Genomic DNA, 22,585 nt, shown 5'->3' on the forward strand with positions numbered 1-22,585 from the left:
GAGCCGGGGCCTTCGCGTTGGCGGTTCGTTGCGGGTCAGCTGTTCCAGTGCTGGGCGACGAGGTCGGCGGCCTGGGTTTCCCACTGGGCGTAGTGGTCGGGGTACGCCGACACCTGCACCGTCTGGGCGGCCTTGGTCAGGGGCATGTCCTGCCAGCCGTCGACCTGCTTGAGGCCCTTGAGGAACGCCATCGTGGCGTACTCGGGGTCGGTGATCTGCTCCACCGTGCCCCAGCCGCTGGACGGGCGCTGCTGGAACAGGCCCTGCGAGTCGTGGTCGTTACGGTCACCGAGGTGGCCGAGGTTCTCCAGCTTCGACTCCTGAAGGCTCGTGGCGATCGACACGACGGCGGCGCGTTCGTCCATGCCGGCCTTCTTCGTCGCGGCGATGATCGCCTTGGCATTGGCGGTCTGCTCGTCGTTGAGGTCGATGCGCGACTGCTCGCCCTGCACACCGTGCGGGATCAGCTTGGCCTTGTCGACGGCCGGCTTGTCGGCCTGCACCACGGCGGCGACGGGGCGGGTGTCGACGGTGGGGGTGTCGTGGTTGAGCGGGCCGGCGGCCAGGCCACCGGCGACGGCGAGACCGGCGATGCCGAGGATGCTCTTACGCAGGATGGTGGTGTTCATGATGGTGGTGTTCATGGGGAAGCTCCTTCGGGGGTAGACGCCCCGACCCGCCCGTGCAGGGGCTGGGTGTGCCCGTGGGAGGCGGGCCGCGTAGGGGCGTGGGCACCAACGTCGGGGCGCTCATAGCGGGAGAAAAGTCTGCGGGGGTCCGGTGGGGCTCGCCGCGTGGGGCGGTGGCCGCTCGTGCCGGGGTCAGATGTAACGACCGGGGGTCCGGGGTCATTCCCGCAGGGGTTGCGGGGTCGGCCGGGCGCTGCTGCGGTCGTACCGAGGTGTAACGCCGGACAGCGCCCGGTCATTCCGCCGGCGAATGCTGCACCGAGCCTGGTAGCGACCCTGCCGCCGGGCCGTCAGCGGGGTGTGGCACGTCCGGTTCGGCCGGGTTTCGAGTCGTGGGTCCTCCGCGGCACCGTGGTCCGGTCCGGTTTCACCGGTGCCGTCAGGTCGGGGCGGTAGGTGCGGCCGGTGCCTGCCGCCACCTGTTGCCAGTGGCGCGCGCGGTGTCTGGCCCGTCCTACGCGGAGAGCTCCATTCCTGTGGGTAATAAATATGCCTGACCGGCATACAGGTGTCCGCGAAGTTGCCCGCCCTCGGAACTCATTTTCGGCACGTCGTGGACGAAAGAAATGTGCGCCGAACGTCCGGTCCGTCCCTTCCCGCGACGATGTGGCCGGGCATCCTCGGAGCGACGGCATCTGCCTATCGTCATGGGCCGAAATAGCGGCTTTGGGCAGGGGCGGATACCGCTATATGGCGAGTATGCGCAACGACGCCCGGGGCCGGGGCCGCGCAGGACGCGGAGCGGGCGTCGGGTGGCGGGGGCGCGGGTTCTGCCGAGGGCAGATCCGCTGCCGGTGAACAGGATGCCCCACCGGTGTCCCGGGCCGGCAGGGTGGGACGCATGAGACTGCTGATGCTGGGCGGCACCGGTTTCGTCGGCTCCGCCATCGTGGCCGAAGGGGTGCGCCGAGGCTGGACGGTGACCATGTTCAACCGGGGGATACACGGCGGCACCCCGCCGGGCGTACACCGGTTGCGGGGTGATCGGACCGCGCCGGGCGGTTTGGCCGAACTGGCCGGCGGCGCGTGGGACGTGGTGGTCGACACCTGGGACGGCGCGCCCCGCGCGGTACGTGACGCCGCCACGCTGCTGCGCTCCGCCGGGCACTACACCTACGTCTCCAGCGGCTCGGTCTACGCCCCGCCCGTGCTTCCCGGGGGCGGCGAGGAGTCGGCGGTGGTGGCGTCGGCGGCCGACGACACCGGCGACGACGACTACGCCCGGTGCAAGGCCGGCGGTGAACTGGCCGCGACCGAGGTGTTCGGGGACAGCGCCCTGCTGGTACGGGCGGGGCTGATCCTCGGGCCGGGGGAGGACATCGGGCGGCTGCCGTGGTGGCTGCGCCGGGTGGCCCGGGGCGGTGACGTCCTCGCCCCGGGGCCGGCCGACCTGCCGGTGCAGTACGTCGACGTCCGGGACCTGGCGACCTTCACGCTCGACCGGGCCGCCGAGGGGGCCGGCGGGGCGTTCAACGTGATCAGTCGTCCGGGGCACACCACGATGGGGGAACTGCTGGCCGGGGTGGTGGCGGCGACCGGGGCGGACGCCCGGCTGCGCTGGACCGACCCGGAGGTGATCCTCGCCGCCGGGATCGAACCCTGGAACGATCTGCCGATCTGGATTCCGCCGGGCCACGAGTACCGGTGGTTGCAGCAACGCGGCGTCGAGAAGGCGTACGCGGCGGGGCTGACCTGCCGCCCGGTGGCCGAGACGGTCGGTGACACCTGGCGCTGGCTGGACCGGGTGGGGGCGGTTCCGCCGCGTGCGGGGCGGCCGGTGCGGGCGGCCGTCGGCCTCGACTCGGCCCGGGAAGCCGCCCTGCTCACCGCCCACCCGTCCCGATAGCCACCGACCCGCTTTCGGGACGGGTGGCCGGGCGTACTGGAAGTCCTGTGTATGGGACCAACGGCGGCGCCTGGTGTGCCTTTTGCTCCTTTCTGGACTCTTTGTTATTTACGGAAAGTAATCGACGTGGACAACTATCGTCAGCGCCCTTAGAGTTCGGCCACTGCCAATCATCTTCACGGGGGATCGCCATGACGGCTGGTGGCTGGTTGCTGCCTGTCCACACCACTGGAAACCGTTACCGCACAAGCGTTTCGCCGGCTGTTCGCCCAGCGGGCAACGTCGTGACGTTCAGGAGACGGCCACCCGTGACGAGAGTGGCCCACGTCCCCGTCGGCTGATTACCCCACCGAGCGGCCATCGGCTTTCCTTCGATGGAAGTCCACGAGTTCTTCGTCGGAGATCTCGGGAGTGCACCACGCCGCCCACCCGATCCAAGTCTCCTGCGACTACTGCCTGTGGAGGCACTGTGACAGCCGCTCACCGACCGGCCGACTTGCGCGCCCAGCGACCAGCACCAGGGCCGCGGACGACCGCAATTCTCGCGTTGACCTGCGTGCTGGCCGGTTCGGTGCTGACGGGACCGGGGCGGGTGCAGGCGGCACCAGCACCCGCACCGCCGACGGGCGATGTCGCGGTGGCGCCGGACGCGGCATCTGCCGTGTCCGCGGCACAGCGGTCGGGTCACCGGGTCGAGGTGGAGTCCGCTCGTACGGAGTTGACCCAGGTGTTCGCCAACCCGTCAGGTGGGTTCACCGCCGAGACCGCGGTGATGCCACAGCGCGTCAGGCGCAGCAACGGTTCCTGGGCGGACATCGATCTGTCGTTGCGCAGGTCGGCGGACGGTTGGGCACCGGCGGCCTCCGTGGCGCAGGTGCGGTTCTCGGCCGGGGGACGCGGTCCGGCAGTGATCCTCTCGCGCGGCGGCAGGTCGTTGTCGTTGTCGTGGCCGAGCAGGTTGCCCGAACCCACCGTGTCCGGCGACGCGGCCACCTACCCGAACGTGTTGCCGGGGACTGATCTGGTGCTGCGCGCGACGCGTACCGGATTCACCCATGTCTTCGTGGTGCGGACGCCGCAGGCGGCGGCCGACCCCCGCCTGCGGGAACTGCGCTTCGCGCTCGGGAGCGGGGCACGGGTCACAAAGACCGGGGACGGACGTCTGTCCGCAGTGGTAAACGGCCAGGAGATCGCCACCGCCGAACCCGCCTTGATGTGGGACTCGTCCACGCAGTCGGGCATCGCCGGCCCGACCGGCCGGCTGTCGGGCGCGTCAGGGACCGCTTCCGTCGCACGTTCCTCGGCGGCCGGGCCGGGCGACCGGGCCAGGACGGCGTCCGTCGGTGCCGCCGTGGCCGACGGACACCTGGTCCTCCGCCCCGACGCGCGGCTGCTCACCGGGCGGGACGTCACCTTCCCGGTGTTCATCGACCCGGCCTGGTCCACCGCCAGGTCCCGCTGGGCCTATGCGACGCAGAACAACACGAACAACACCGACACCACCATCGCCCGCGTCGGCAAGGACCCCGACTCGGGGAAGATCTACCGCTCGTACTTCGACTTCCCGCTGTCCGCCATCAGGGGCAAGCACATCGAGTCCGCGTACGTGCAGATGAAGCTGGACCATTCCTGGTCCTGCACGGACACCCCGACGTACATGTACCACTCCAGCGGTATCGCCTCGACGCCCCGTACCGCGTGGGCGCCGAAGCTGCACAGCCACAAGTCGACCGCACAGTCCCACGCCAACGAGGGTTACGGCTGCTCGGACTCCCCGCAACCGGACATGACGGTCAACTTCACCGGGTCGGCCGTGACGTCCCTCATCCAGACCCACGCCACGAACAACTACTCGAACGTGACCCTGGGGTTCTGCGCCTGTAGCGGCACGGACGGCTCGGGTGAGTCCACCACCGACAGGTGGAAGAAGTTCTGGCCCAACAGCGCGAAGCTGGTCGTCGACTACGACTCGGTACCTGGCGCGCCGTACAGCCTCCAGACCTCCGGCGTGGCATGCGCTCCGGGCCAGCGGATCAGCATCGGGACGCTCACCCCCACCTTCTCGGGCATCTTCCCGGACGCCGACACCACGCAGGCGTTGACGACCGCCTACGAGTGGCTGCAGGTGCCCGGTACCGGTACCTACGGAGACTCCACCCCGCGCAAGCCCGCGCCTGCGGGTGCGTCCGTTCCGGCCGGTGGTCGCTCCACGACGGCGTCGTTGCCCCAACTGACCGAGGGGCAGGTGTACGCCTTCCGGGCCCGGGCCACCGATCCGGCACCGTACAGCAAGACCAGCGCCTGGTCGGCCTGGTGTGAGTTCCGGGTCGACACGACCATCCCACCCGTGGTGGTGACCCGTAACGGCACCGACCAGCCGCTGCCCGGCGAGAAGGTGACCTTCGGTTTCTCTTCCACGGACACCAGCGTGACGAAGTTCCGGTACGGCTGGACCTTCCCCGGCACCATCGAGGTGCCGGCGACCACCGCCTGTAGCTACAACGTGCCGACGGGCACCAACGTCTGCTACCGGATCGGCTCGGTGTCGCTGTCCGTGCCGAAGTACGGCCAGAACACCCTGCACGTCCGGGCGTACGACGGCGCGGGCAACCCCGGTGACGCCTCCGCCGAGTTCATCGCGGGTCGGCCATCGCCGGCGATCGCCCGTTGGGGCCTGGAGACCCTGCCCGGTGTCAACACGAGTGCTGCCCTGGCCGACGGCCAGCCCGCCCTCGGCGGTGACACCCCCCTGACGGCCAGCAACGTCGCGTGGACCCCGGACCTGCGCATCATCAAGGGCACGACCGCCACCTTCAACGGCACCTCGTCGAGTTTGCAAACGACGGGACCGGTGGTCGACACCACGAAGTCGTACGGTGTCGCAGCCTGGGTACGCCTGTCCTCCCTTCCCACTCAGAACATGGCCATCGCCACCCAGAGTGGTGACTGCGAGTACGGCTTCTTCTTCGGGGTCTATGTCTCGGCAGGTGTGCCGAGGTGGAACGTCACCACCCGCAGCAACGACTGCGTCGGCGCGTACACCATACTGACGCCGCAGGCCGCGATCACGAGCGCGGATATTGGTCGTTGGCAGCACGTGGCGTTCTCCTACGATGACCCGGCTAAGTCCCTCACACTGTTCGTTGACGGAGCGCCCGTCGCCTCCATGCCCTGGACGAGCGCCTGGAATGCCACCAAGTCATTCCAGGTGGGACGCAAAGCCGCCGGAGGTGCCACGAACAACTTCTTCCAGGGCTCCGTCGCCCAGATTCAGGTGTACAACCGGGCCCTGGTGCCGCACGACTTCACCGGACAGCGCCGGGACGAGGAAGGCTCCGGCGGTTTCGACGAACCGGGCATGCTGAAACCCGTCCGGGTGGGCCAGTGGACCTTCGACGGGGCCACCGGCTGCTACGAGGAGAATCCCTCCGACTGGACGCTGTGCATGAGTCCGGAGAACACCTCCTTCGGCCGTCGGATCGCCTTCACCAAGGGCGTCGACGTCGGCGAGGGCAGCCGCGCCAGCTTCATGTCTCTCGATTCACAGGCCATCGACGACCCCGCCCAGCCGACCGTCGAGTATGGCTGGAGCCAGGATGACCTGAGCGGAGATCCGCAGACTCCGAACTGGCAGGACGGACGCGTGCTCCGTACCGACCAGTCCTTCTCGGTTTCCGCCTGGGTACAGCCTAGGTCGCTTGGCATGCAAACTGCCATGTCGCAGCTCGGTTCGAAGCAGTCCGCGTTCTACCTCGGCCAGCGTACGAGGACGGTGGACGGACAGCCTGTCAACTACTGGTCGTTCAGCGTCTTCGGTGCCGATGACCAACCCATCGGTAGCCGGCTTGCGGAAGCATTCATGACGTCACGTGCGATGACCGAGGAAGACGATCTGTCTCACTGGACCCACCTGGTGGGTGTTCACGACACCGCGCGTCGACAGGTTCGCCTGTACGTCAACGGCGATCTTGTCAGGACCACCCCCTTCGGCTCGGGTGCCTTCACCGGTGCCTTCGACGCAACGGGGCCGCTCTACCTCGGCGCCGCTCGGTTCACCCCCGCCGGCGCAGCCACCCAGCTGGTCGACCGCTGGCACGGCGACATCGATGACATAAGTCTCTTTCAGGGTGCGCTGAGTGACAACGATGTCCGCGAGATCAACGAGCTCGAAGCCGTCAGGGAAGCCGATGTCACGGGCTGACCGCCCACCGAGCACCACGCACACCCCGTCAGCCGCGAACGCGATCCCCGCTGGGAGTCTGGTGAAAACCTCCGTTGCACGTCCTGCCCCCGTGCGCCGCTTCACCCAGGTGGTCGCCGCGACGCTCACCTCCGTACTGGTCGTCTCCGGCATGACGGTGCCCGCCCAGGCTTCCCCCGGGTCGGTCACCCTCAACCGACAGCGGGAGAAGTTCGACCGGGACGGGCAGACCGCCCGGGGGAGGGCCAATCCCACCAGCCCAGCCACCAGCGCCAAGCTGAGCCCGCCGGTGTGGCCCGCTCCTGGCCGGGCGTCGGTGACCCTGCCGCCCGTCGACGACGAGCGCCGGGCAGCACCGGCCCGGGTGAAGGCGGGAAAGCTGCCGGTCACGGTGAGCCGGGCACCCGGCGCGGCAGGAGCCGACACGTCAGCGGTCTCGGTCGAGGTGCTGGACCGGGCCGCCGCACCGCAACGCTGGCGCGACGGTCTGCTGCTGCGGCTCGGCGAGAGCGCCGGGGGTAGCGGTGCCGGCGGCGCGACCACCGCGAAGCGGCCGGGCGCGGTTACCGTCTCGGTCGACTACCGGGCCTTCCGCACCGCCTTCGGCGGCAACTGGTCCTCCCGGCTGCGGCTGTGGCAGGTGCCGGACTGCGCGCTGCGGACCCCGGATCGGGCTGGATGCGCGGCGCAGCCGTTGCCCTCGCGCAACGACGGATCGTCGGTGAGCGCCGAGGTGCCCCTCGGCACGGACGGTGCGGGCCGGGCCGGGACTGCGGCTCCATCGCTGGTTGCACTGGCCGCAGGTGCGTCCGGTCCGGAGGGCGACTTCGCGGCCACCCCGATGTCGGCGAGCGCGACCTGGTCCGCCGGCACGTCGACCGGTGGCTTCTCCTGGTCGTACCCGATGCGGATGCCGCCGACGATCGGTGGCCCCGCGCCCAGCCTCGGGCTCTCCTACACCTCCGACAAGGTGGACGGGCAGTCGGATGCGTCCAACAGCCAACCCTCCTGGGCCGGTGAGGGCTTCGACCTCTGGTCCGGCTACATCGAGCGCAGCTACGTACCGTGTGCCGACGACATGTCCGGTGGCAACAACAGCACCAACCGCACCGGTGACCAGTGCTGGCGGTCCGACAACGCCACCATGTCGCTCAACGGACGGGGCGGCGAGCTGGTCTACGAGGCGGGCAAGGGCTGGCACAGCCGCAACGAGGACGGCTCCAAGATCGAGAAGCTCACCAACGCCAGCAACGGCGACAACGACGGTGAGTACTGGAAGGTGACCACGCCGGACGGCGTGCAGTACTTCTTCGGCCGCAACAACCTGCCGGGGCAGAGCAACGCGACGGACTCCACCTGGACCGTGCCGGTCGCCGGCAACCACGCCAACGAGCCGTGCAACGTGTCGTCGTTCGCGTCGTCGCTCTGCAACCAGGCGTGGCGGTGGAACCTCGACTACGTCGTCGACCCACGCGGCAACACCGTGTCGTACTGGTACGACAAGGAGCTCAACCGGTACGCGAAGAACGCGACCTCCACCAACAAGGCCGAGTACGTGCGCGGCGGCGTGCTCAAGCGGATCGACTACGGCACCTGGGACCGTGGCTCCGGCGACCGGTCGGTGACCGCGCTGGCACAGGTGGTGTTGGAGACCCAGGACCGGTGTGCGGCGGACTGCCAGATCCACGACGCCGCGCACTGGAAGGACGTCCCGTGGGACCAGGACTGCGCCTCGGGGGCGGCGGACTGCGGGGAGAACTACGGCCCGACGTTCTGGAGCACGAAGCGGCTGTCGAAGGTCACCACCCAGGTCTGGGACACCACGAAGACCACGCCCGCGTGGCAGCAGGTCGACTCGTGGACCCTCGACCACACCTATCCCGCCGTCGGTGACGGCAGCGATCACGCCGGCATGTGGCTCGCCTCGGTGGTCCACCGGGGCCTGGTCGGTGGGACCGTCGTCATGCCGCCGGTGACGTTCGAGCCGGTGTCGATGCCCAACCGGGTGCTCAGCAAGAACAACACCAGCAACAACCGGATGCGGATCGGCAACATTCTCACCGAGACCGGTGGCAAGATCCAGGTCAGCTACAGCCAGCGTGACTGCACCGCCACCAGTCTGCCGTCCGCGCCGGAGACCAACACCCGGCGCTGCTATCCGGTGGTCGGCCCGGACCCGTACGACGCCGATCTGGAAATCACCGAATACTGGCACAAGTACGTCGTCACCCAGGTCTCCGAGTCCGACATCAAGGTCATGGTGGGCAGCACCGACCACGGCCAACCGGTGCAGAACACCTTCTACACCTATCTCGGCTCCCCGGCCTGGCACTTCGCCGACGACAACGGCCTGGTCAAGCCGAAGCGCAAGACGTGGAACCAGTTCCGCGGCTACGGCCAGGTGGAGGTGCGCAAGGGCGACGCCCCGGCGCAGACCCTGACCCGGACCACGTTCCTGCGCGGCATGCACGGCGACCGGGTGAGCAAGTCGAGCACCGCCAAGCGCACCGTCACCGTGGCCGCCTCCCTGGGCACCGAGACGGTGTACGACGAGGACCAGTTCGCGGGCATGGTCCGGGAGCAGGTCGTCTACGACGGCGTCGACACCAGGCCGGTCTCCAAGACGGTCAACGTGCCGTGGCGTTCACCGGCCACCGCGACCCGCACCATCAACGGTGACGAGGTCACCGCCCGCTACACCAACACCCGCGTTGCTTACACCGCCACCGCGCTGGGCGTCAACGGGGCGGGGGGCTGGCGGACCGCGCGGACCGTGTCCGCCTTCGACGACACGTACGGCACCACCGACACCATCCAGGCCGACGGGGACATCGCCAGCACCGGCGACGAGAAGTGCACCACGTACCTGTACAACCGGAACGTCACCGCCAACATCGTGCAGGCGGTCAAGCAGATCACCGTCAAGGCGGTGCCCTGCGCGACCGCGCCGGCAACCGAGGCCGACATCGTCGCCGACGAGCGGAAGTTCTACGACGGCGCGACCAGCGTGGACACCGCGCCCACCCGGGGCGAGGTCACCCGGGTCGACAAGCTCAAGGACTGGTCGTCGTCGGGCGGCACCGTCTGGCAGACCACCGGTCAGGCCACCTTCGACGCGTACGGTCGGCCGAAGACCGCCACCGACAACCGCGGCCGGACGGTGACCACCGAGTACACCCCGGCCACCGGTGGCCCGGTGACCAAGGTGACCACCAGGACGCCGGACCCGAACGGCAGCACCACCGACTGGGTCAACACCGTCGACACGCGGCCCTACTGGGGTCAACCCGTCCGCACGACCGACTACAACGGCCGCCTCGCCGACATGGAGTACGACCCGATGGGTCGACTCGCCAAGGGCTGGGAGGTCGGCTGGGCGAAGGCGGACCATCCGACGACCCCGTCGGTCGAACACACCTACTGGTACGCGCCGAACCGGGACGCCTACCCCTACACGACGACCCGCAAGCTGCACGCCGGTGGCGGCTACCTGACGTCGTACGAGATCAAGGACGCCTTCCTGCGTCCCCGGCAGTCGCAGACCGCCGGGGTGGGCGGCGACCGGGTGGTCACCGACACCCTGTACGACGCGACCGGCCGCGCGGTCACCAGCTACCAGGCGCACGCCGAGCCTGGCACGCCCGGGGGCGCGCTCTGGTGGGAGCCGGAGTGGTCGGTGCCGGCGGTCACCAGGACGCTGTACGACAACGCCTCCCGGGCCACCGACCAGATCCTCTTCGGCACCGACGGCGTCACCAACCTGGTGGAGAAGTGGCGCACCACGACGACGTACCTGGGTGACACGGTCACGGTGACCCCGCCGGAGGGCGGCACGGTCACCACCACCAAGACCGACATCGAGGGGCGGACCGTCGAGCTGCGCCAGCGGACCGACGACGCCCAGGCCACCCCCGACCTCGTCACCACCTACGCCTACAACCGCAAGGGGCAGCTCGCCAAGGTCACCGACACCGACGGCAACGAGTGGGTGAACACCTACGACGTCAAGGGCCGGCAGATCACCGCGAAGGACCCGGACAAGGGCACCACCCAGACCACCTACACGGTGTACGACGAGGTGGAGACGAGCACCGACGCCAACAACAACGTGCTGGTCAACGAGTACGACGGGATGGGCCGACGCAAGGCGCTCTATTCCGGCAGCATCGCCACGGCGAACAAGCTCGCCGAGTGGAAGTACGACAAGCTCTACACCGGGGCGACGCTGCGCGGTCAGCTCACCGAGAGCATCCGCTACGAGTCGGCCGGCTCCACCAACGCCTACAAGTGGCAGGCGCGAGCCTTCAACACCCGCTACCAGCCCACCGGCGCGAACTACGTCATTCCCGCCAACGAGGGCAGCGGCCTGTCCGGCACCTGGATCTACGGCTACGGCTACTCGTCGTACGAGGGAAGCCCCACCAGCATCACCTATCCGGCCGCCGGGGGCCTGACCGCCGAAACGGTGCAGACCGGGTACGACGCGACAACCGGCCTGCCGACCCAGCTGTCCTCCACCCTGGCCAACGTCGGCCGCTACGTGATCGGGCAGGACTACACCAGGTACGGCGAGCCCACGCTGACCACCCGCAAGACCGACGGTGGGGTGTATGTCCAGGACGACACCTACTACGACGCCGTCACCCGGCGGGTGACCCGCACGAAGGTCAAGCCGGAGACCGCCACCGGCACGGTCAACGACACCAGCTACAGCTACGACGCGGCGGGCAACATCACGTCCATCGCCGACACCCCCCAGGTGGGCACCGCCGACACCCAGTGCTTCCGCTACGACGAACTACGCCGGATGCGGCACGCCTGGACCCCGAAGGCCGGCGTCGCCTGCGCCGCCGACCCGAAGGTCGCCGACCTCGGTGGTCCGGCCCAGTACTGGAACGAGTGGGAGCTCGACGACGTCGGCAACCGCAGCACCGAGAAGGTGCACACGGCGGCCGGGGACACCGTCCGCACGTACACCACGCCCACCGGTGGCGCGAACGTCGTCCGGCCGCACGCCGTCACCTCGGTCCTGACCACGGTGCCCGGCCAGACCGACGTCACCACCAACTACAGCTACGACAACGTCGGCAACATGCGCTGCCGGCCCGTCAGCGGCACCGCCAACAACTGCACGACCGGCACCAACTCCCAGACGCTGAACTGGAACGCCGAGGGCAGGCTCGCCTCGGTGAGCGTCGGCGGGCAGACCGTCGAGACCAACATCTACGACGCCGACGGTGCCCGGCTGATCCGGCGGGACACCACCGGCACCACCCTCTACCTGCCCGGCCAGGAGCTCCGGCGGGACAACAGCTCCGTCGTCACCGGCACCCGCTACTACAGCTTCGCCGGCAAACTGGTCGGCAACCGCACGCCGACCGCGTTGACCTGGCTCTTCTCCGATCACCAGGGCACCCAGCAGACGGCTGTCGACGCCGCCACCCAGGCGGTGACGATCCGCCGGCAGACCCCGTACGGCGACCCCCGGGGCAACCCGCCGCTCTGGACCAACAGCAAGGGCTTCGTCGGCGGCGACAAGGACCCCACCGGCCTGACCCACATCGGCGCCCGACAGTATGACGCCGGCCTCGGTCGGTTCGTCTCGGTCGACCCGGTGCAGGACCTGGCCGACCCGCAGCAGTGGAACGCCTACGCCTACAGCAACAACAGCCCGATCACGTTCTCCGACCCGACCGGCCTCATCATGTGCTCCGACGACAACTGCGGAGCCGGCGCTGACTACGAGGACTCGGCTGGCAACGTTCACGAGACGAAGGGCGACAACGACGGCTGCGGCGGTTCCTGCGGCGACCAGGAGTGGGCAGAGGCCCAGGCGGCGAATAATGCCGGCGGGGGCAACGGCGGCGGCGGTGGTAAGGGCGGCGGCAAGGACGGTACTCCCACCAACGAGCAGATCAAACGGGCCAACGAGATCAAGAAGCAGAACGCGGTCTCGATTGTCGTCCGGGCCGGTGGCGAGCTACTGATCAAGTTCTTCGGTATCGATGACATTCTGGGCTGCATCCATGGTGATCTGGCGGCGTGTGCCTGGACGCTCATCGGCATGGTTCCGGGGACCAAGGCGCTCCAGATTGCCCGTAAGGCTGGCACGATCGTCAAGCTGCTCGGCCGGACCGGCAAGGCGCTGATGAAGTGGGCCGACGAGGCGAAATGGGCCGACAGCATTATTTCGCGGGCGGATGCTGCACGAAAATCCAGCCCCCCTGGGTCGCCTAAGGCGGTAGTGCCGGGCGGTCGTCCGGATGGTGAGGTGGTTTTTGCCGGGCATGGCAGACATGATCTGGCTGACGGAAACTTCGTGGTTCCAGAGGGTACCAATGTTGCCGTATATGCTCCATACTCCCGCCAATTGACGGACGCGGACGCGTTTAGGGTGGAAAGTGGGTCGTCACTTCGCCCGGTCCGGGTTTATCGCGCAGGTGAGTCGATGCCGAACTTCACGCTGTTGCCTGCAAGTAATCTGCGTGTGCGCGCGGGCAGCGTGAGAACTGATCAGCCCGCCCTGCTGAGCAATCTAGTGAGGCCGGGCATGGGTACGTGTCACTGGGCTGCCTGTAGTGTTGTTGGTCGAAGATAGCTAGCCTCTCTTGCGACGAGGTGGGCGGAGTTGATAACGCGATTTCGATGTCAGTGTTAGGGTGGTGTACTTGTGGAAGCAGTGAAAGGTGAGCAGCGGGTCAGGCGTTGGCTTGATGCCGTCTGGGCGCGCACGCGATCACTTCGCATACTCGCAGGTGGAGAGGACGGTCCGGGGCTTTCTGATCGAGATGTCCTTTCCGAAGTTGCTGATGGGGAGATGCTTAGTATTCTCCGCAGAATAACTTCGGTGGGGCGCTTTTCGGCTGACTTGTGTAGATGTCCGGGCGATCTGACTATCGCTTTGTATGATGCTGACGCGGCCCTGCTTGGATCCGCATCGGTGCATCCGGGGTCGTTGTCTTGGGAGCGTAACCGCTTCGGGCTCGACCTACTTATTCTTAACTCTCTTGATCTAGAATTATGCTTCGCTAAAGTTGGGGTTCAGGGTGCATCGAGGAGTCTTCTCGGGCAGATGATCGATGCACTTGATCTGCATGAGGGTGAGATACAGTTTCGCAGGGCAGCAGACCCTGATGCCCTGGTTCGTCACCGTGTTCCTGAGGCACTCTACGGAAAATTGTCAGAATTGTCGGGCGATCAGGCGGCTGGCGTTGATCAGGAGGCAATTGACAACTTGATGGTGGATTTGCGGCGGTCGGAGACTGGGGACGCCGCCCTGGCGCGTCAAATTCTGGCCTGGCTTGGGACCGCCACCTGGCCAGCCGAGGCGATTGCTGGTGACGGGCAGTTGGCCCGAAGGCTATTGGCGCAGCTTGACCCAGAGGTTGTAGAGACTGTTCTTCCTAGTCTTTCCGAGCCTGCGGAGATTATGGGGGGCGTGGTCTGGGCGGCGCATCAGTCCATTGATGCGCCCAGCGTGGTTGCTCTTGGCCCGGCCATCAAAAGAATCTTGTCTTAACTCAGAACGACGGCGCACGCCCGGCGTCGTCCGACCCAAAGTTCCATTGAAGGCACCGCCCAATCCAAGGGGATGAGTGCCGGTGGTCAGCCGGGTGCCACCGCCACGTCGAGCACCTCGTCCACGCTCCGTCTCGGGGTCGCCACCCCCGGCTGCCCGTACCCGATCCGCATCACCATCTGCGGCGTGCCGAAACGCCCCAGCGACAGCCGCAACGCCTCCCGTGCCCCCGACACCTCGATCGGCTGCGACAGCATCGACACGGCGAGCCCCGCGTCGGTGGCGGTCAGCAGCACCCGCTGCAACGCCTGCCCGGCCAGCACCTGGTCGACGACCGTGTTGCCGGCCGCGCCGAGCACCGCCACCAGCGGTTCCGGCTCGAAGTCGCGGCCGGGGGCCCGGTCGAGGCCGCCGAAGCCCCGCGACGGCAGCAGGTCCTGTGGTTCGGTCTGCGGGCCTCCGGCGCGGGCGGGCACCCCGTCGGGGGCGGGTTCGGTGCGCACCCAGTCGGCGCGTTCGGCCCGGTAGGCGGGGTCGCGTTCGAGCACCCGGTGGGCGCTGCGGGCGACCTCGGCGAAGGCGTTGACGGCGCTGACCCCGATCACCAGTTCCAGCCAGCACTGTTCGGCGCGGGCCGCCTCACCGAGCCGCCAGCGGGCCTCGGCGGGCACCGGGTCGGGCCAGAACGGCGCCCGGTTGCTGAACCGGCGGCCGATGGCCGCGTACAGGCTCTGCTCGGCCGGGGTGGGGCGGCGCGGCAGGTCCGGGACCAGCCGGGCCAGCACGTCCGGGTCGGCCGGGTACGGGCGCAGCCGTACGGTCGCCGGGGTGCCCGCCACGGCCAGGGACAGCCGCAGGTTGAACAGGGCGGCCCCGCCGGCGATCCGGGTCCCCCAACCGCTCGGGTCGGTGGCGGGCAGCCGGCGGGCCGGGTCGACCGACACCTCGATCCCGCCGTCGCGCAGTCGGAACCGCCACGGCTGGGTGTTGTGCAGGGAAGGCGCGCGGACGGCGTCCGCGACGGCGGCCCGTAGCTGCGCCTCGGTGTACCCGGTGCCCATGGTCGTGCTCCTTCCGTGGCGGTTCGTGCCGCGCCACCCCGAGCGGGGAACGCCTCGCCCCGGCCGGCCGACGCCGACCCGGTTCCCGGTGGTGGTTCCCCTCCACGGTCCGTCACCCGGGGGTGGGCCGGGCAGGGCCGGACGTCCCGACCCGCCGGGCCGCCCTCCCCGACCCGGCCGGGCCGCCCGTCCCCGGCGCGACGTGCCGGAAAGGCGGCCCGACGCGCCGGGTTAGGGACCTTCGGCCCGTGCACGGGCCGGTCCGGGCGGGTAGAAACGAGGGATGATCCGGGTGTTCCTCCTCGACGACCACGAAGTCGTCCGCCGTGGCCTGGCCGACCTGTTGCAGAGCAGCGGCGACATCGAAGTGGTCGGCGAGTCCGGCTCCGCGCAGGAGGCGGCCCGGCGGATTCCCGCCCTCCGCCCCGACGTGGCGATCCTCGACGCCCGGCTGCCCGACGGTAACGGCATCGACGTGTGCCGGGACGTCCGGGCGGTCGACTCGTCGATCAAGGGGCTGATCCTCACCTCGTACGAGGACGACGAGGCGTTGTTCGCCGCGATCATGGCGGGTGCGGCGGGGTACGTGCTGAAGCAGATCCGGGGCACCGATCTGGTCGACGCGGTACGCCGGGTCGCCGCCGGGCAGTCGCTGCTCGACCCGGCGATCACCACCCGGGTGCTGGAGCGCATCCGCAGCGGCGTGGAGCAGCCCCGCGAGCTGAAGACCCTCACCGAGCAGGAGCGCCGCATCCTGGAGTACGTGGCCGAGGGGCTGACCAACCGGGAGATCGCCGGCAAGATGTTCCTCGCCGAGAAGACGGTGAAGAACTACGTCTCCAGTGTGCTGGCCAAGCTGGGCCTGGAACGCCGCACCCAGGCCGCCGTGCTCGCCACCCGACTCCTCGGCCAACGCCACTGACCCACCGCCCGGGTGGGCCGCCCCGGGGGGATCAGTCGCGCAGCGGGACCGACCAGCAGAGTTGGGTACCGTGCGGCTCGACCCGGCGTACCTCGAACTCGCCGCCGTGCCGCTCGGCGCGTTCGCGCAGGTTCACCAGGCCACCCCGGGCGGCGGCCGGGTCGCAGCCCACCCCGTCGTCGGTGACGGTCACGGTGACCCGGCCGGCGTCGACCCGGACGGCGACGGCGACCCGGCTGGCCTCGGCGTGGCGTACCGCGTTGGACAGCGCCTCGCGGAGCACGGCGGTGAGGTCGGGGCGGACCGGTTCCGGCACGGCGCTGTCGATCGGGCCGTCCAGCTCGACGGCGGGCCGGAAGCCCAGCGACCCGGCGGCCACGTCGACCGCCTCCCGGATCTCGGTGCGCAGCGCCGCGCTCATCGGGGTACGCAGCTCGAAGATGGTGCGGCGGATGTCGCGGATGGTGGCGTCGAGGTCGTCGACGGCCGCGTTGATCCGCTTGGCGACGTCGGGCCGGGCGTGCATCGCGCCGCTCTGCAGTTGCAGGCCGGTGGCGAACAGCCGCTGGATCACCACGTCGTGCAGGTCCCGGGCGATGCGTTCACGGTCCTCCAGGACCACCAGCAGTTCCCGTTCCTCCTGGCCCCGGGCCCGCTCCATGGCCAGGGCCGCCTGACCGGCGAAGCTGGCCAGCAGGGTGACGTCGGCGTCGGCGGCCCGGCCGGCGTCGGGACGGTGCGCCACCACCAGCACCCCGTGCAGGGTGTCGGCGGCGGCGAGCGGGGAGACCACGGCCGGGCCGGCGACCACCGGCACCGGCCAGGGCGCCGCCTCGGCCAGGTTGTCGAGCAGTTCCCGGCGACGCTCGGTGACCGGGCCGGCGAAACTGGTCTCGCTGGCCGGCAGCAGCGCGCCGACCAGCCCGTCGGCGTCACCGTCGGCGGAGTCGACCACCTCGACGGTGAACTGGCCGGCGTCCTCGTCGTAGAGCAGCACCAGCGCCAGCTCCGCCTCGGCGACCTCCCGGGCGCGGCGGGCCACCAGGGTCAGCGCGTCGGTCCGGCGTACCTCGCCGAGCAGCACCGAGGTGATCTCGGCGGTGGCGGCCAGCCAACGTTCCCGGCGGTGGGCCAGCGCGTAGAGCCGGGCGTTCTCGATGGCCACCCCGGCGGCGGCGGCCAACGCCACGACGATCTCCTCGTCGTCCTCGGTGAACTCCGGCGCGCCCTGCTTCTCGGCCAGGTAGAGGTTGCCGAAGACCTGCTCGCGGATGCGTACCGGCACGCCGAGGAAGCTGTGCATCGGCGGGTGGTGCGGCGGGAAGCCGTACGACTGGGGGTGCTGGGTGATGTCGGGCATGCGCACCGGGCGGGGCTCGTCGATGAGCAGGCCGAGCACCCCGCGCCCGTGCGGCAGGTCACCGATCTTCGCGTGCAGCTCGGCGTCGATGCCGTGGGTGATGAAGTCGTGCAGCAGCCGGTCGGGCCCGATCACGCCGAGCGCGCCGTAGCGGGCCCCGACCAGCTCACAGGCCGCCTGCACGATCCGTTGCAGGGTGCTGCGCAGGTCGAGGTCGGTGCCGATGCCGACCACCGCGTCGAGCAGCGCCCGCAGCCGCTCCCGGCTGGTCACCACGTCGCCGACCCGGTCGAGCATCTCCTGGAGCAGCTCGTCCAGGCGGACCCGGGACAGCGGACTCAGCCCGAGCGAGGGGACCTGGTGTTCGTTGCGGGAAGCAGGGGTGCTGGCGGCCACGCGGGCGATGTTACCGCCCGGTGACCGCCGGGCACGAGATCGTCAGGGCCGCTGGTCGCGTACCGCGGAGGTGTCGACCACCTGCGCGGCCGGCAGCCGGGGGGTGTGCGGTGGGCCGGCGTGCGCCGGGTCCGCGAGCCCGATCCGCAGCACCAGGTACGGGTAGCCGAGCCCGCTGAGCAGCTGCCGCAGCGTCTGTCGGGTGCCGGCCACCTCGACCACGCCGGACAGCGGCACCACCGACGCCCCGTGCCGGGTGGCGGTGAGCCACAGCGCCGAGAGCGCCTCACCGGCCCGCAGCCAGCTGTCCGGTTCGTCCTCGTCGCCGTAGAGCAGCCCGTACACGGCGGCCTTGTCGTGCCCCGGGCCGACCGGGAGGTCGCCGGGGCTGCCGAAGTCCCGGGCCGGGACGGTGGTCTGCGGCGGGTTCTGCGGCAGCACCTCCGGCGGCAGCCCGGTGCCGCTGTCGGCCCGGTGCGTCCAGTACTGCAACTCCTCGCGGGTCTGCGGGTCCTCCGCCTCGATGGTGCCGGCGTGCGAGGCGGTCGCGGCCAGCTCCATCACCTGGTCGGCGTCGAGGATCTGCAACCGGGCCCCCTCGGCGTCCGCCGCGTGGGTGATGTCGCCGATCGCCTCGGCCGACACCGGTTCGTCGCTGACCGGCCGCCGGTCGGTGTGCCGCACCTGCATGCACTGCACCATGCGCATCGCCTCCGGGTCGGCCCCGGAACGGGTCAGGCCGGTCAACCGGGCCAGCAGGTCCGGCTGCTGCGGGTCGGGCAGTCGTTCGACCACCGCCGTCCAGCCCTCGGCCGCCAGCGCCACCCGGGCGTGGTGCAGGGCCGCGCCGCAGCTCACCGCCACCAGCCGGCCCTCCGGGTCGGTGGCGGAGAGCTGCCGTTCCCGGACCACCCGCAGCTCCAGGGCGTCCGGCAGGACCCGCCAGCGCCACGGCTGCGTGTTGTGCACGGAGGGGGCGTGACCTGCCGTCGCCGCCGCCTCCGCGAGCGCGGTGGTCAGCGGGCGGTCCGTCGCGGGCGTCTGGTGGCTCATCGGCACGACCTTTCCGTTTCTTTCCCATCGTGCCCCACCCCGTCGGCCCCGGGGTGGGGATACCGTTCCATCCTTGCCTGCCGGCTCGACCTTCGCGCAGGGTCCGCAGGTCCCCCCTCGGGGGCATTTCGGCCCGGCGGTTTCCCGGTTCCCGGTCCCCGCCGGCCCCCTGCTGGGACGATCCGCAGGTGGACGCGGCACCGCAGGAGTGTGTTCCGCAGCGGCCGGTCGACCGGCGTCCGGTGCGCTTGCGCGAGTGGACGCCGCTGGCCCTGCTCGGCGTGGCGCTGCTGGCCGGGGCGGCGCTGTGGCTGACCGGACGACGTGGCCCCGCCGACGCCGTGTGGGCGGCGGCGACCCTGGGGGCGCTGGTGCCGGCGGTCGGGGCGGTGCTGCGTCAGTGGTGGCGGCGACGGTTCGGGGTGGACGTCATCGCCGTCCTGGCGTTGGCCGGTGCGCTGCTGGTCGGGGAGTACCTGGCCGGGGCGGTGATCGCGGTGATGGTGGCGACCGGCCGGGCGCTGGAGGCGTACGCCCGGGGACGGGCGACCCGCGACCTGCGTGCGCTGCTGGCGCGGGCGCCCCGGCAGGCGCGGCGGCGCACCCCGGACGGGGGGATCGAGGTGGTCGGCCTGGACCGGGTCGCGGTGGGGGACGACCTGCTGGTCGGGCCGGGCGACGTGGTGCCCGTCGACGGGCTGCTCGCGGCCCCGGCGACGCTCGACGAGTCGGCGGTGACCGGCGAGTCGCAGCCGGTGGGCCGGGCCGCCGGGGAGCAGGTGTCCAGCGGGGTGGTCAACGCGGGCGCCGCCGTGGGCCTGAAGGCCATCCGGGACGCGGCGGGCAGCACCTACGCGGGGATCGTCCGGCTGGCGCGGGAGGCGACCGCCCACCGGGCGCCGACGGTCCGGCTCGCCGACCGGTACGCGGCGGCGTTCGTGCCGTTCACCCTGCTGCTGGCCGGGGTGGCGTGGTGGTGGTCGGGGGAGGTCGTCCGGGCGGTCGCCGTGCTGGTGGTGGCGACGCCGTGCCCGCTGCTGCTGGCCACCCCGATCGCGATCGTCTCCGGGCTGTCCCGGGCGGCCCGCCGGGGCGTCCTGGTGCGGGACGGCGGTGCGCTGGAGTTGCTCGGCCGGGCCCGTACCCTGCTGGTCGACAAGACCGGCACGTTGACCGCCGGGCGGCCCCGGGCGGCGGAGACGGTGGCCGGCCCCGGTGGCGACCGGGACGAGGTGCTGCGGCTGGCCGCGTCGGTGGAGCAGCTCTCCCCGCACGTGCTGGCGGTGGCGCTGGTGCGGCAGGCCCGCGAGCGGCGGCTGCGGCTGACCACGCCGACGGAGGTGACCGAGGAACCGGGGCGGGGGGTCAGCGGCCGGGTCGACGGCCGGCCGGTGCGGGTCGGGCAGCTCACCGGCGACCTGCCCGACTGGGCGGAGCAGGCCCGGGAGCGGGCCGAGCTGGCCGGCTGGTCGACGGTGTGGGTGAGCGACGACCACGGCCCGCTCGGGGCGGTCCTGCTGGAGGACCCGGTCCGCCCGGACGCCCGGCGGACGGTACGGCGGCTGCGGGAGGCCGGGCTGTCCCGGCTGCTGCTGCTCAGCGGGGACCGGCCGCGTACCGCCGAGCAGGTGGCCCGGCTGGTGGGGGTGGACGAGGCACTGGCCCGGTGCTCCCCGGAGCAGAAGGTGGCCCGGGTCCGGCAGGAGGCGCGGCGGGCGGTCACCGTGATGGTCGGCGACGGGGTGAACGACGCGCCGGCGCTGGCGGCGGCGCACGTCGGGGTGGCGATGGGGGCGACCGGGGCGACCGCGTCGGCGGACGTCGCCGACGCGGTGATCACGGTGGACCGGTTGGACCGGCTCGCCGACGCCGTCGAGATCGCCCGGCACGCCCGCCGGATCGCGGTGCAGAGCGCCGCCGTCGGGATGGGGCTGGCGGTGCTCGCGATGCTTGTCGCCGCCGCCGGTCGGCTGCCGCCGGTGGCGGGCGCGTTCCTCCAGGAGGGCATCGACGTGCTGGTGATCCTCAACGCGCTGCGGGCGCTGCGCGGCGGGCTGCGCCGTCCGGACGTCCCGCCGGCCACCCGCGCCATGCTCGACCGGTACGCGGGCCAGCACGCCGGCGTACGGGACGTGCTCGCCCGGGTACGGGACACCGCCGACCTGGTGGCGACCCGGCCGACCGCCGACGGGTGCCTGCCGGCGCTGCGCGACACGCACCGCCGGCTCACCGACGAGGTGCTGCCGCACGACAGCGCCGAGGAGCGGCAGCTCTACCCGGCGTTGGCCGGCCCGCTGGGCGGGGAGGTGACGTCCACGATGAGCCGGGAACACGTGGAGATCCACCGGCTGGTGGACGCGATCGGTGGTCACCTGGCCCGTACCGACGGGCGGTTGCGCCCCGACCAGGTGCCCGACCTGCTCGCCAGCCTGTACGGGCTGGACGCGGTGCTGCGCCTGCACCTGGCTCAGGAGGAGGAGGACTACCTCGCCCTGGACCCCGACCCGCCCGCCCCGGGGCGTTGATCCACCCGCCCCCGTGGTGATCCACGCGCTGGGGCCGATGTTGCGGTGTCAGATCGTCGGATCACCGCAACATCGGCCCAACAGCCGCCCGACCTGCGCGCCCGACCCGCGCGCCCGGTCAGCGTTCGCGGACTACGGCGACCGGGCAGTGCGCGTGCTGGATGAGCTGCTGGCCGACCGAGCCGAGGAGCATCCCGCGCAGCCCGCCCCGACCCCGGCTGCCGACCACCACGAGCTGCGCCTCCCGGCTCGCCTCGACGAGCGCGGCGGCCGGCCGGGCCGGTGCGATCTCCACCGTGACCGGAACCTCGGGGAACGTCTCCCGCCACCCGGCGAGGGCCTGTTCGATCTCGGCCCGGTCGGCCGCGAGCCGGGCCTCGGCGTCCGGGTCGGAGGGCCGCCAGCGGTCGTCCGGCGGCTCGAAGGCCCGCAGCACCCGCAGCGGGGCGTCGCGCTGCGCGGCCCGCTCCACGGCGAACCCGAGCGCCGTGCCGGCCTGCTCGGAGCCGTCGAAGCCGACCACCACCGGTCCGGTGACCTTGGCCTGCGCCTCGCGTACCACCACGACCGGGCAGTGCGCGTGGGCGGCCACCGAGACCGCCGTGGAGCCGGCGAGCAGGCCGGTGAAGCCGCCGTGGCCCCGGCTGCCGAGCACCAGCAACCCGGCCTCGGCGGACCGTTCCTCCAGCACCAGCGCGGGCGGGCCGTCGAAGACCTCACCGTGCACGGTGACGCCGGGCCAGGCGGCGGTGGCGTCCGAGGCGGCCTTGTGCACCAGCTCCTCGACCTGCCGCCGGGCGTTGTCGTCCGGCCAGACCCCGGGGGCCACCCCCGGGCCGACCCAGCCGGCGACGGTCATCCACTCGAAGACGTACGCCAGCCGGACGGGGCGTCCGCTGCGCTGCGCCTCGGCCAGTGCCCAGTCCACGGCGACGCCCGCGTCGGCGGAGCCGTCGTAGCCGACCAGGATCTCGTCGGGGTTCATCGTCTCGTCCTTTCCTGGCTGGGGGGGG

The 22,585-nt window shown here is 70.9% G+C and carries 11 protein-coding genes; 6 read left to right on the forward strand and 5 right to left on the reverse strand.

The features are described 5' to 3' along the window. Nucleotides 1–35: 35 nt before the first annotated feature. Nucleotides 36–629, reverse strand: a complete 594-nt coding sequence (locus tag FJK98_RS08825) for a hypothetical protein (protein WP_145922647.1) — start codon at nt 627–629, stop codon at nt 36–38. 901 nt (nt 630–1,530) lie between these two features. On the opposite strand from FJK98_RS08825, the gene FJK98_RS08830 reads away from it, so the two are divergent. The 4 genes from FJK98_RS08830 to FJK98_RS08845 all read left to right on the forward strand — a co-directional run bounded on the left by FJK98_RS08830 (nt 1,531) and on the right by FJK98_RS08845 (nt 14,255). Beyond that, complete coding sequence (locus tag FJK98_RS08830; protein WP_145918580.1) at nt 1,531–2,535, forward strand: NAD-dependent epimerase/dehydratase family protein; 1,005 nt, start codon at nt 1,531–1,533, stop codon at nt 2,533–2,535. Between the two features lie 556 nt (nt 2,536–3,091). Continuing rightward, the gene (locus tag FJK98_RS08835) at nt 3,092–6,736 is read left to right on the forward strand and encodes a LamG domain-containing protein (RefSeq protein WP_240762928.1); all 3,645 of its coding nucleotides are present in this window, start codon (nt 3,092–3,094) and stop codon (nt 6,734–6,736) included. 91 nt (nt 6,737–6,827) lie between these two features. Then, the gene (locus FJK98_RS08840) at nt 6,828–13,334 is read left to right on the forward strand and encodes a putative adhesin (RefSeq protein WP_168222401.1); all 6,507 of its coding nucleotides are present in this window, start codon (nt 6,828–6,830) and stop codon (nt 13,332–13,334) included. Between the two features lie 249 nt (nt 13,335–13,583). After that, complete coding sequence (locus tag FJK98_RS08845) at nt 13,584–14,255, forward strand: hypothetical protein (RefSeq protein ID WP_145918583.1); 672 nt, start codon at nt 13,584–13,586, stop codon at nt 14,253–14,255. A gap of 86 nt (nt 14,256–14,341) precedes the next feature. On the opposite strand, the gene FJK98_RS08850 is transcribed toward FJK98_RS08845, so the two are convergent. Then, nucleotides 14,342–15,316, reverse strand: coding sequence for a nitroreductase family protein (locus tag FJK98_RS08850; RefSeq protein WP_145918584.1), 975 nt, complete (start codon nt 15,314–15,316; stop codon nt 14,342–14,344). Nucleotides 15,317–15,599: 283 nt separating this feature from the next. Here FJK98_RS08850 and FJK98_RS08855 point away from each other — a divergent pair, with 283 nt between their 5' ends. Beyond that, nucleotides 15,600–16,238 (forward strand): response regulator transcription factor, encoded by a 639-nt coding sequence (locus tag FJK98_RS08855; RefSeq protein ID WP_067310092.1) that lies wholly within the window; start codon nt 15,600–15,602, stop codon nt 16,236–16,238. Nucleotides 16,239–16,269: 31 nt separating this feature from the next. Here the strand turns inward: FJK98_RS08855 and FJK98_RS08860 are convergent, their stop codons facing one another. Further along, a complete protein-coding gene (locus FJK98_RS08860) occupies nt 16,270–17,940 on the reverse strand; it encodes a GAF domain-containing sensor histidine kinase (RefSeq protein WP_145922648.1) in 1,671 nt (556 codons plus the stop codon). A 96-nt stretch (nt 17,941–18,036) separates the two neighbouring features. Beyond that, nucleotides 18,037–19,047: a nitroreductase gene (locus FJK98_RS08865; protein WP_145918585.1), complete on the reverse strand. Its 1,011-nt coding sequence runs from the start codon at nt 19,045–19,047 to the stop codon at nt 18,037–18,039. A 188-nt stretch (nt 19,048–19,235) separates the two neighbouring features. On the opposite strand from FJK98_RS08865, the gene FJK98_RS08870 reads away from it, so the two are divergent. Beyond that, complete coding sequence (locus FJK98_RS08870; protein ID WP_145918586.1) at nt 19,236–21,572, forward strand: heavy metal translocating P-type ATPase; 2,337 nt, start codon at nt 19,236–19,238, stop codon at nt 21,570–21,572. Between the two features lie 118 nt (nt 21,573–21,690). On the opposite strand, the gene FJK98_RS08875 is transcribed toward FJK98_RS08870, so the two are convergent. Continuing rightward, on the reverse strand, nt 21,691–22,557 hold the full coding sequence (locus tag FJK98_RS08875; protein WP_145918587.1) for a universal stress protein: 867 nt from the start codon (nt 22,555–22,557) through the stop codon (nt 21,691–21,693). Between the last annotated feature and the right edge of the window lie 28 nt (nt 22,558–22,585).

Origin of the sequence: Micromonospora sp. HM134 (assembly GCF_007833915.1) — a bacterium.
In the GTDB taxonomy this organism is placed as follows: Bacteria; Actinomycetota; Actinomycetes; order Mycobacteriales; family Micromonosporaceae; genus Micromonospora; species Micromonospora wenchangensis.

Bases quoted from the DNA above. Each gene is read 5' to 3' on its own strand.
- FJK98_RS08825 (WP_145922647.1), bottom strand. From the start codon at position 629: ATGAACACCACCATCCTGCGTAAGAGCATCCTCGGCATCGCCGGTCTC.
- FJK98_RS08830 (WP_145918580.1), top strand. From the start codon at position 1,531: ATGAGACTGCTGATGCTGGGCGGCACCGGTTTCGTCGGCTCCGCCATC.
- FJK98_RS08850 (WP_145918584.1), bottom strand. From the start codon at position 15,316: ATGGGCACCGGGTACACCGAGGCGCAGCTACGGGCCGCCGTCGCGGAC.
- FJK98_RS08875 (WP_145918587.1), bottom strand. From the start codon at position 22,557: ATGAACCCCGACGAGATCCTGGTCGGCTACGACGGCTCCGCCGACGCG.
- FJK98_RS08865 (WP_145918585.1), bottom strand. From the start codon at position 19,047: ATGAGCCACCAGACGCCCGCGACGGACCGCCCGCTGACCACCGCGCTC.
- FJK98_RS08855 (WP_067310092.1), top strand. From the start codon at position 15,600: ATGATCCGGGTGTTCCTCCTCGACGACCACGAAGTCGTCCGCCGTGGC.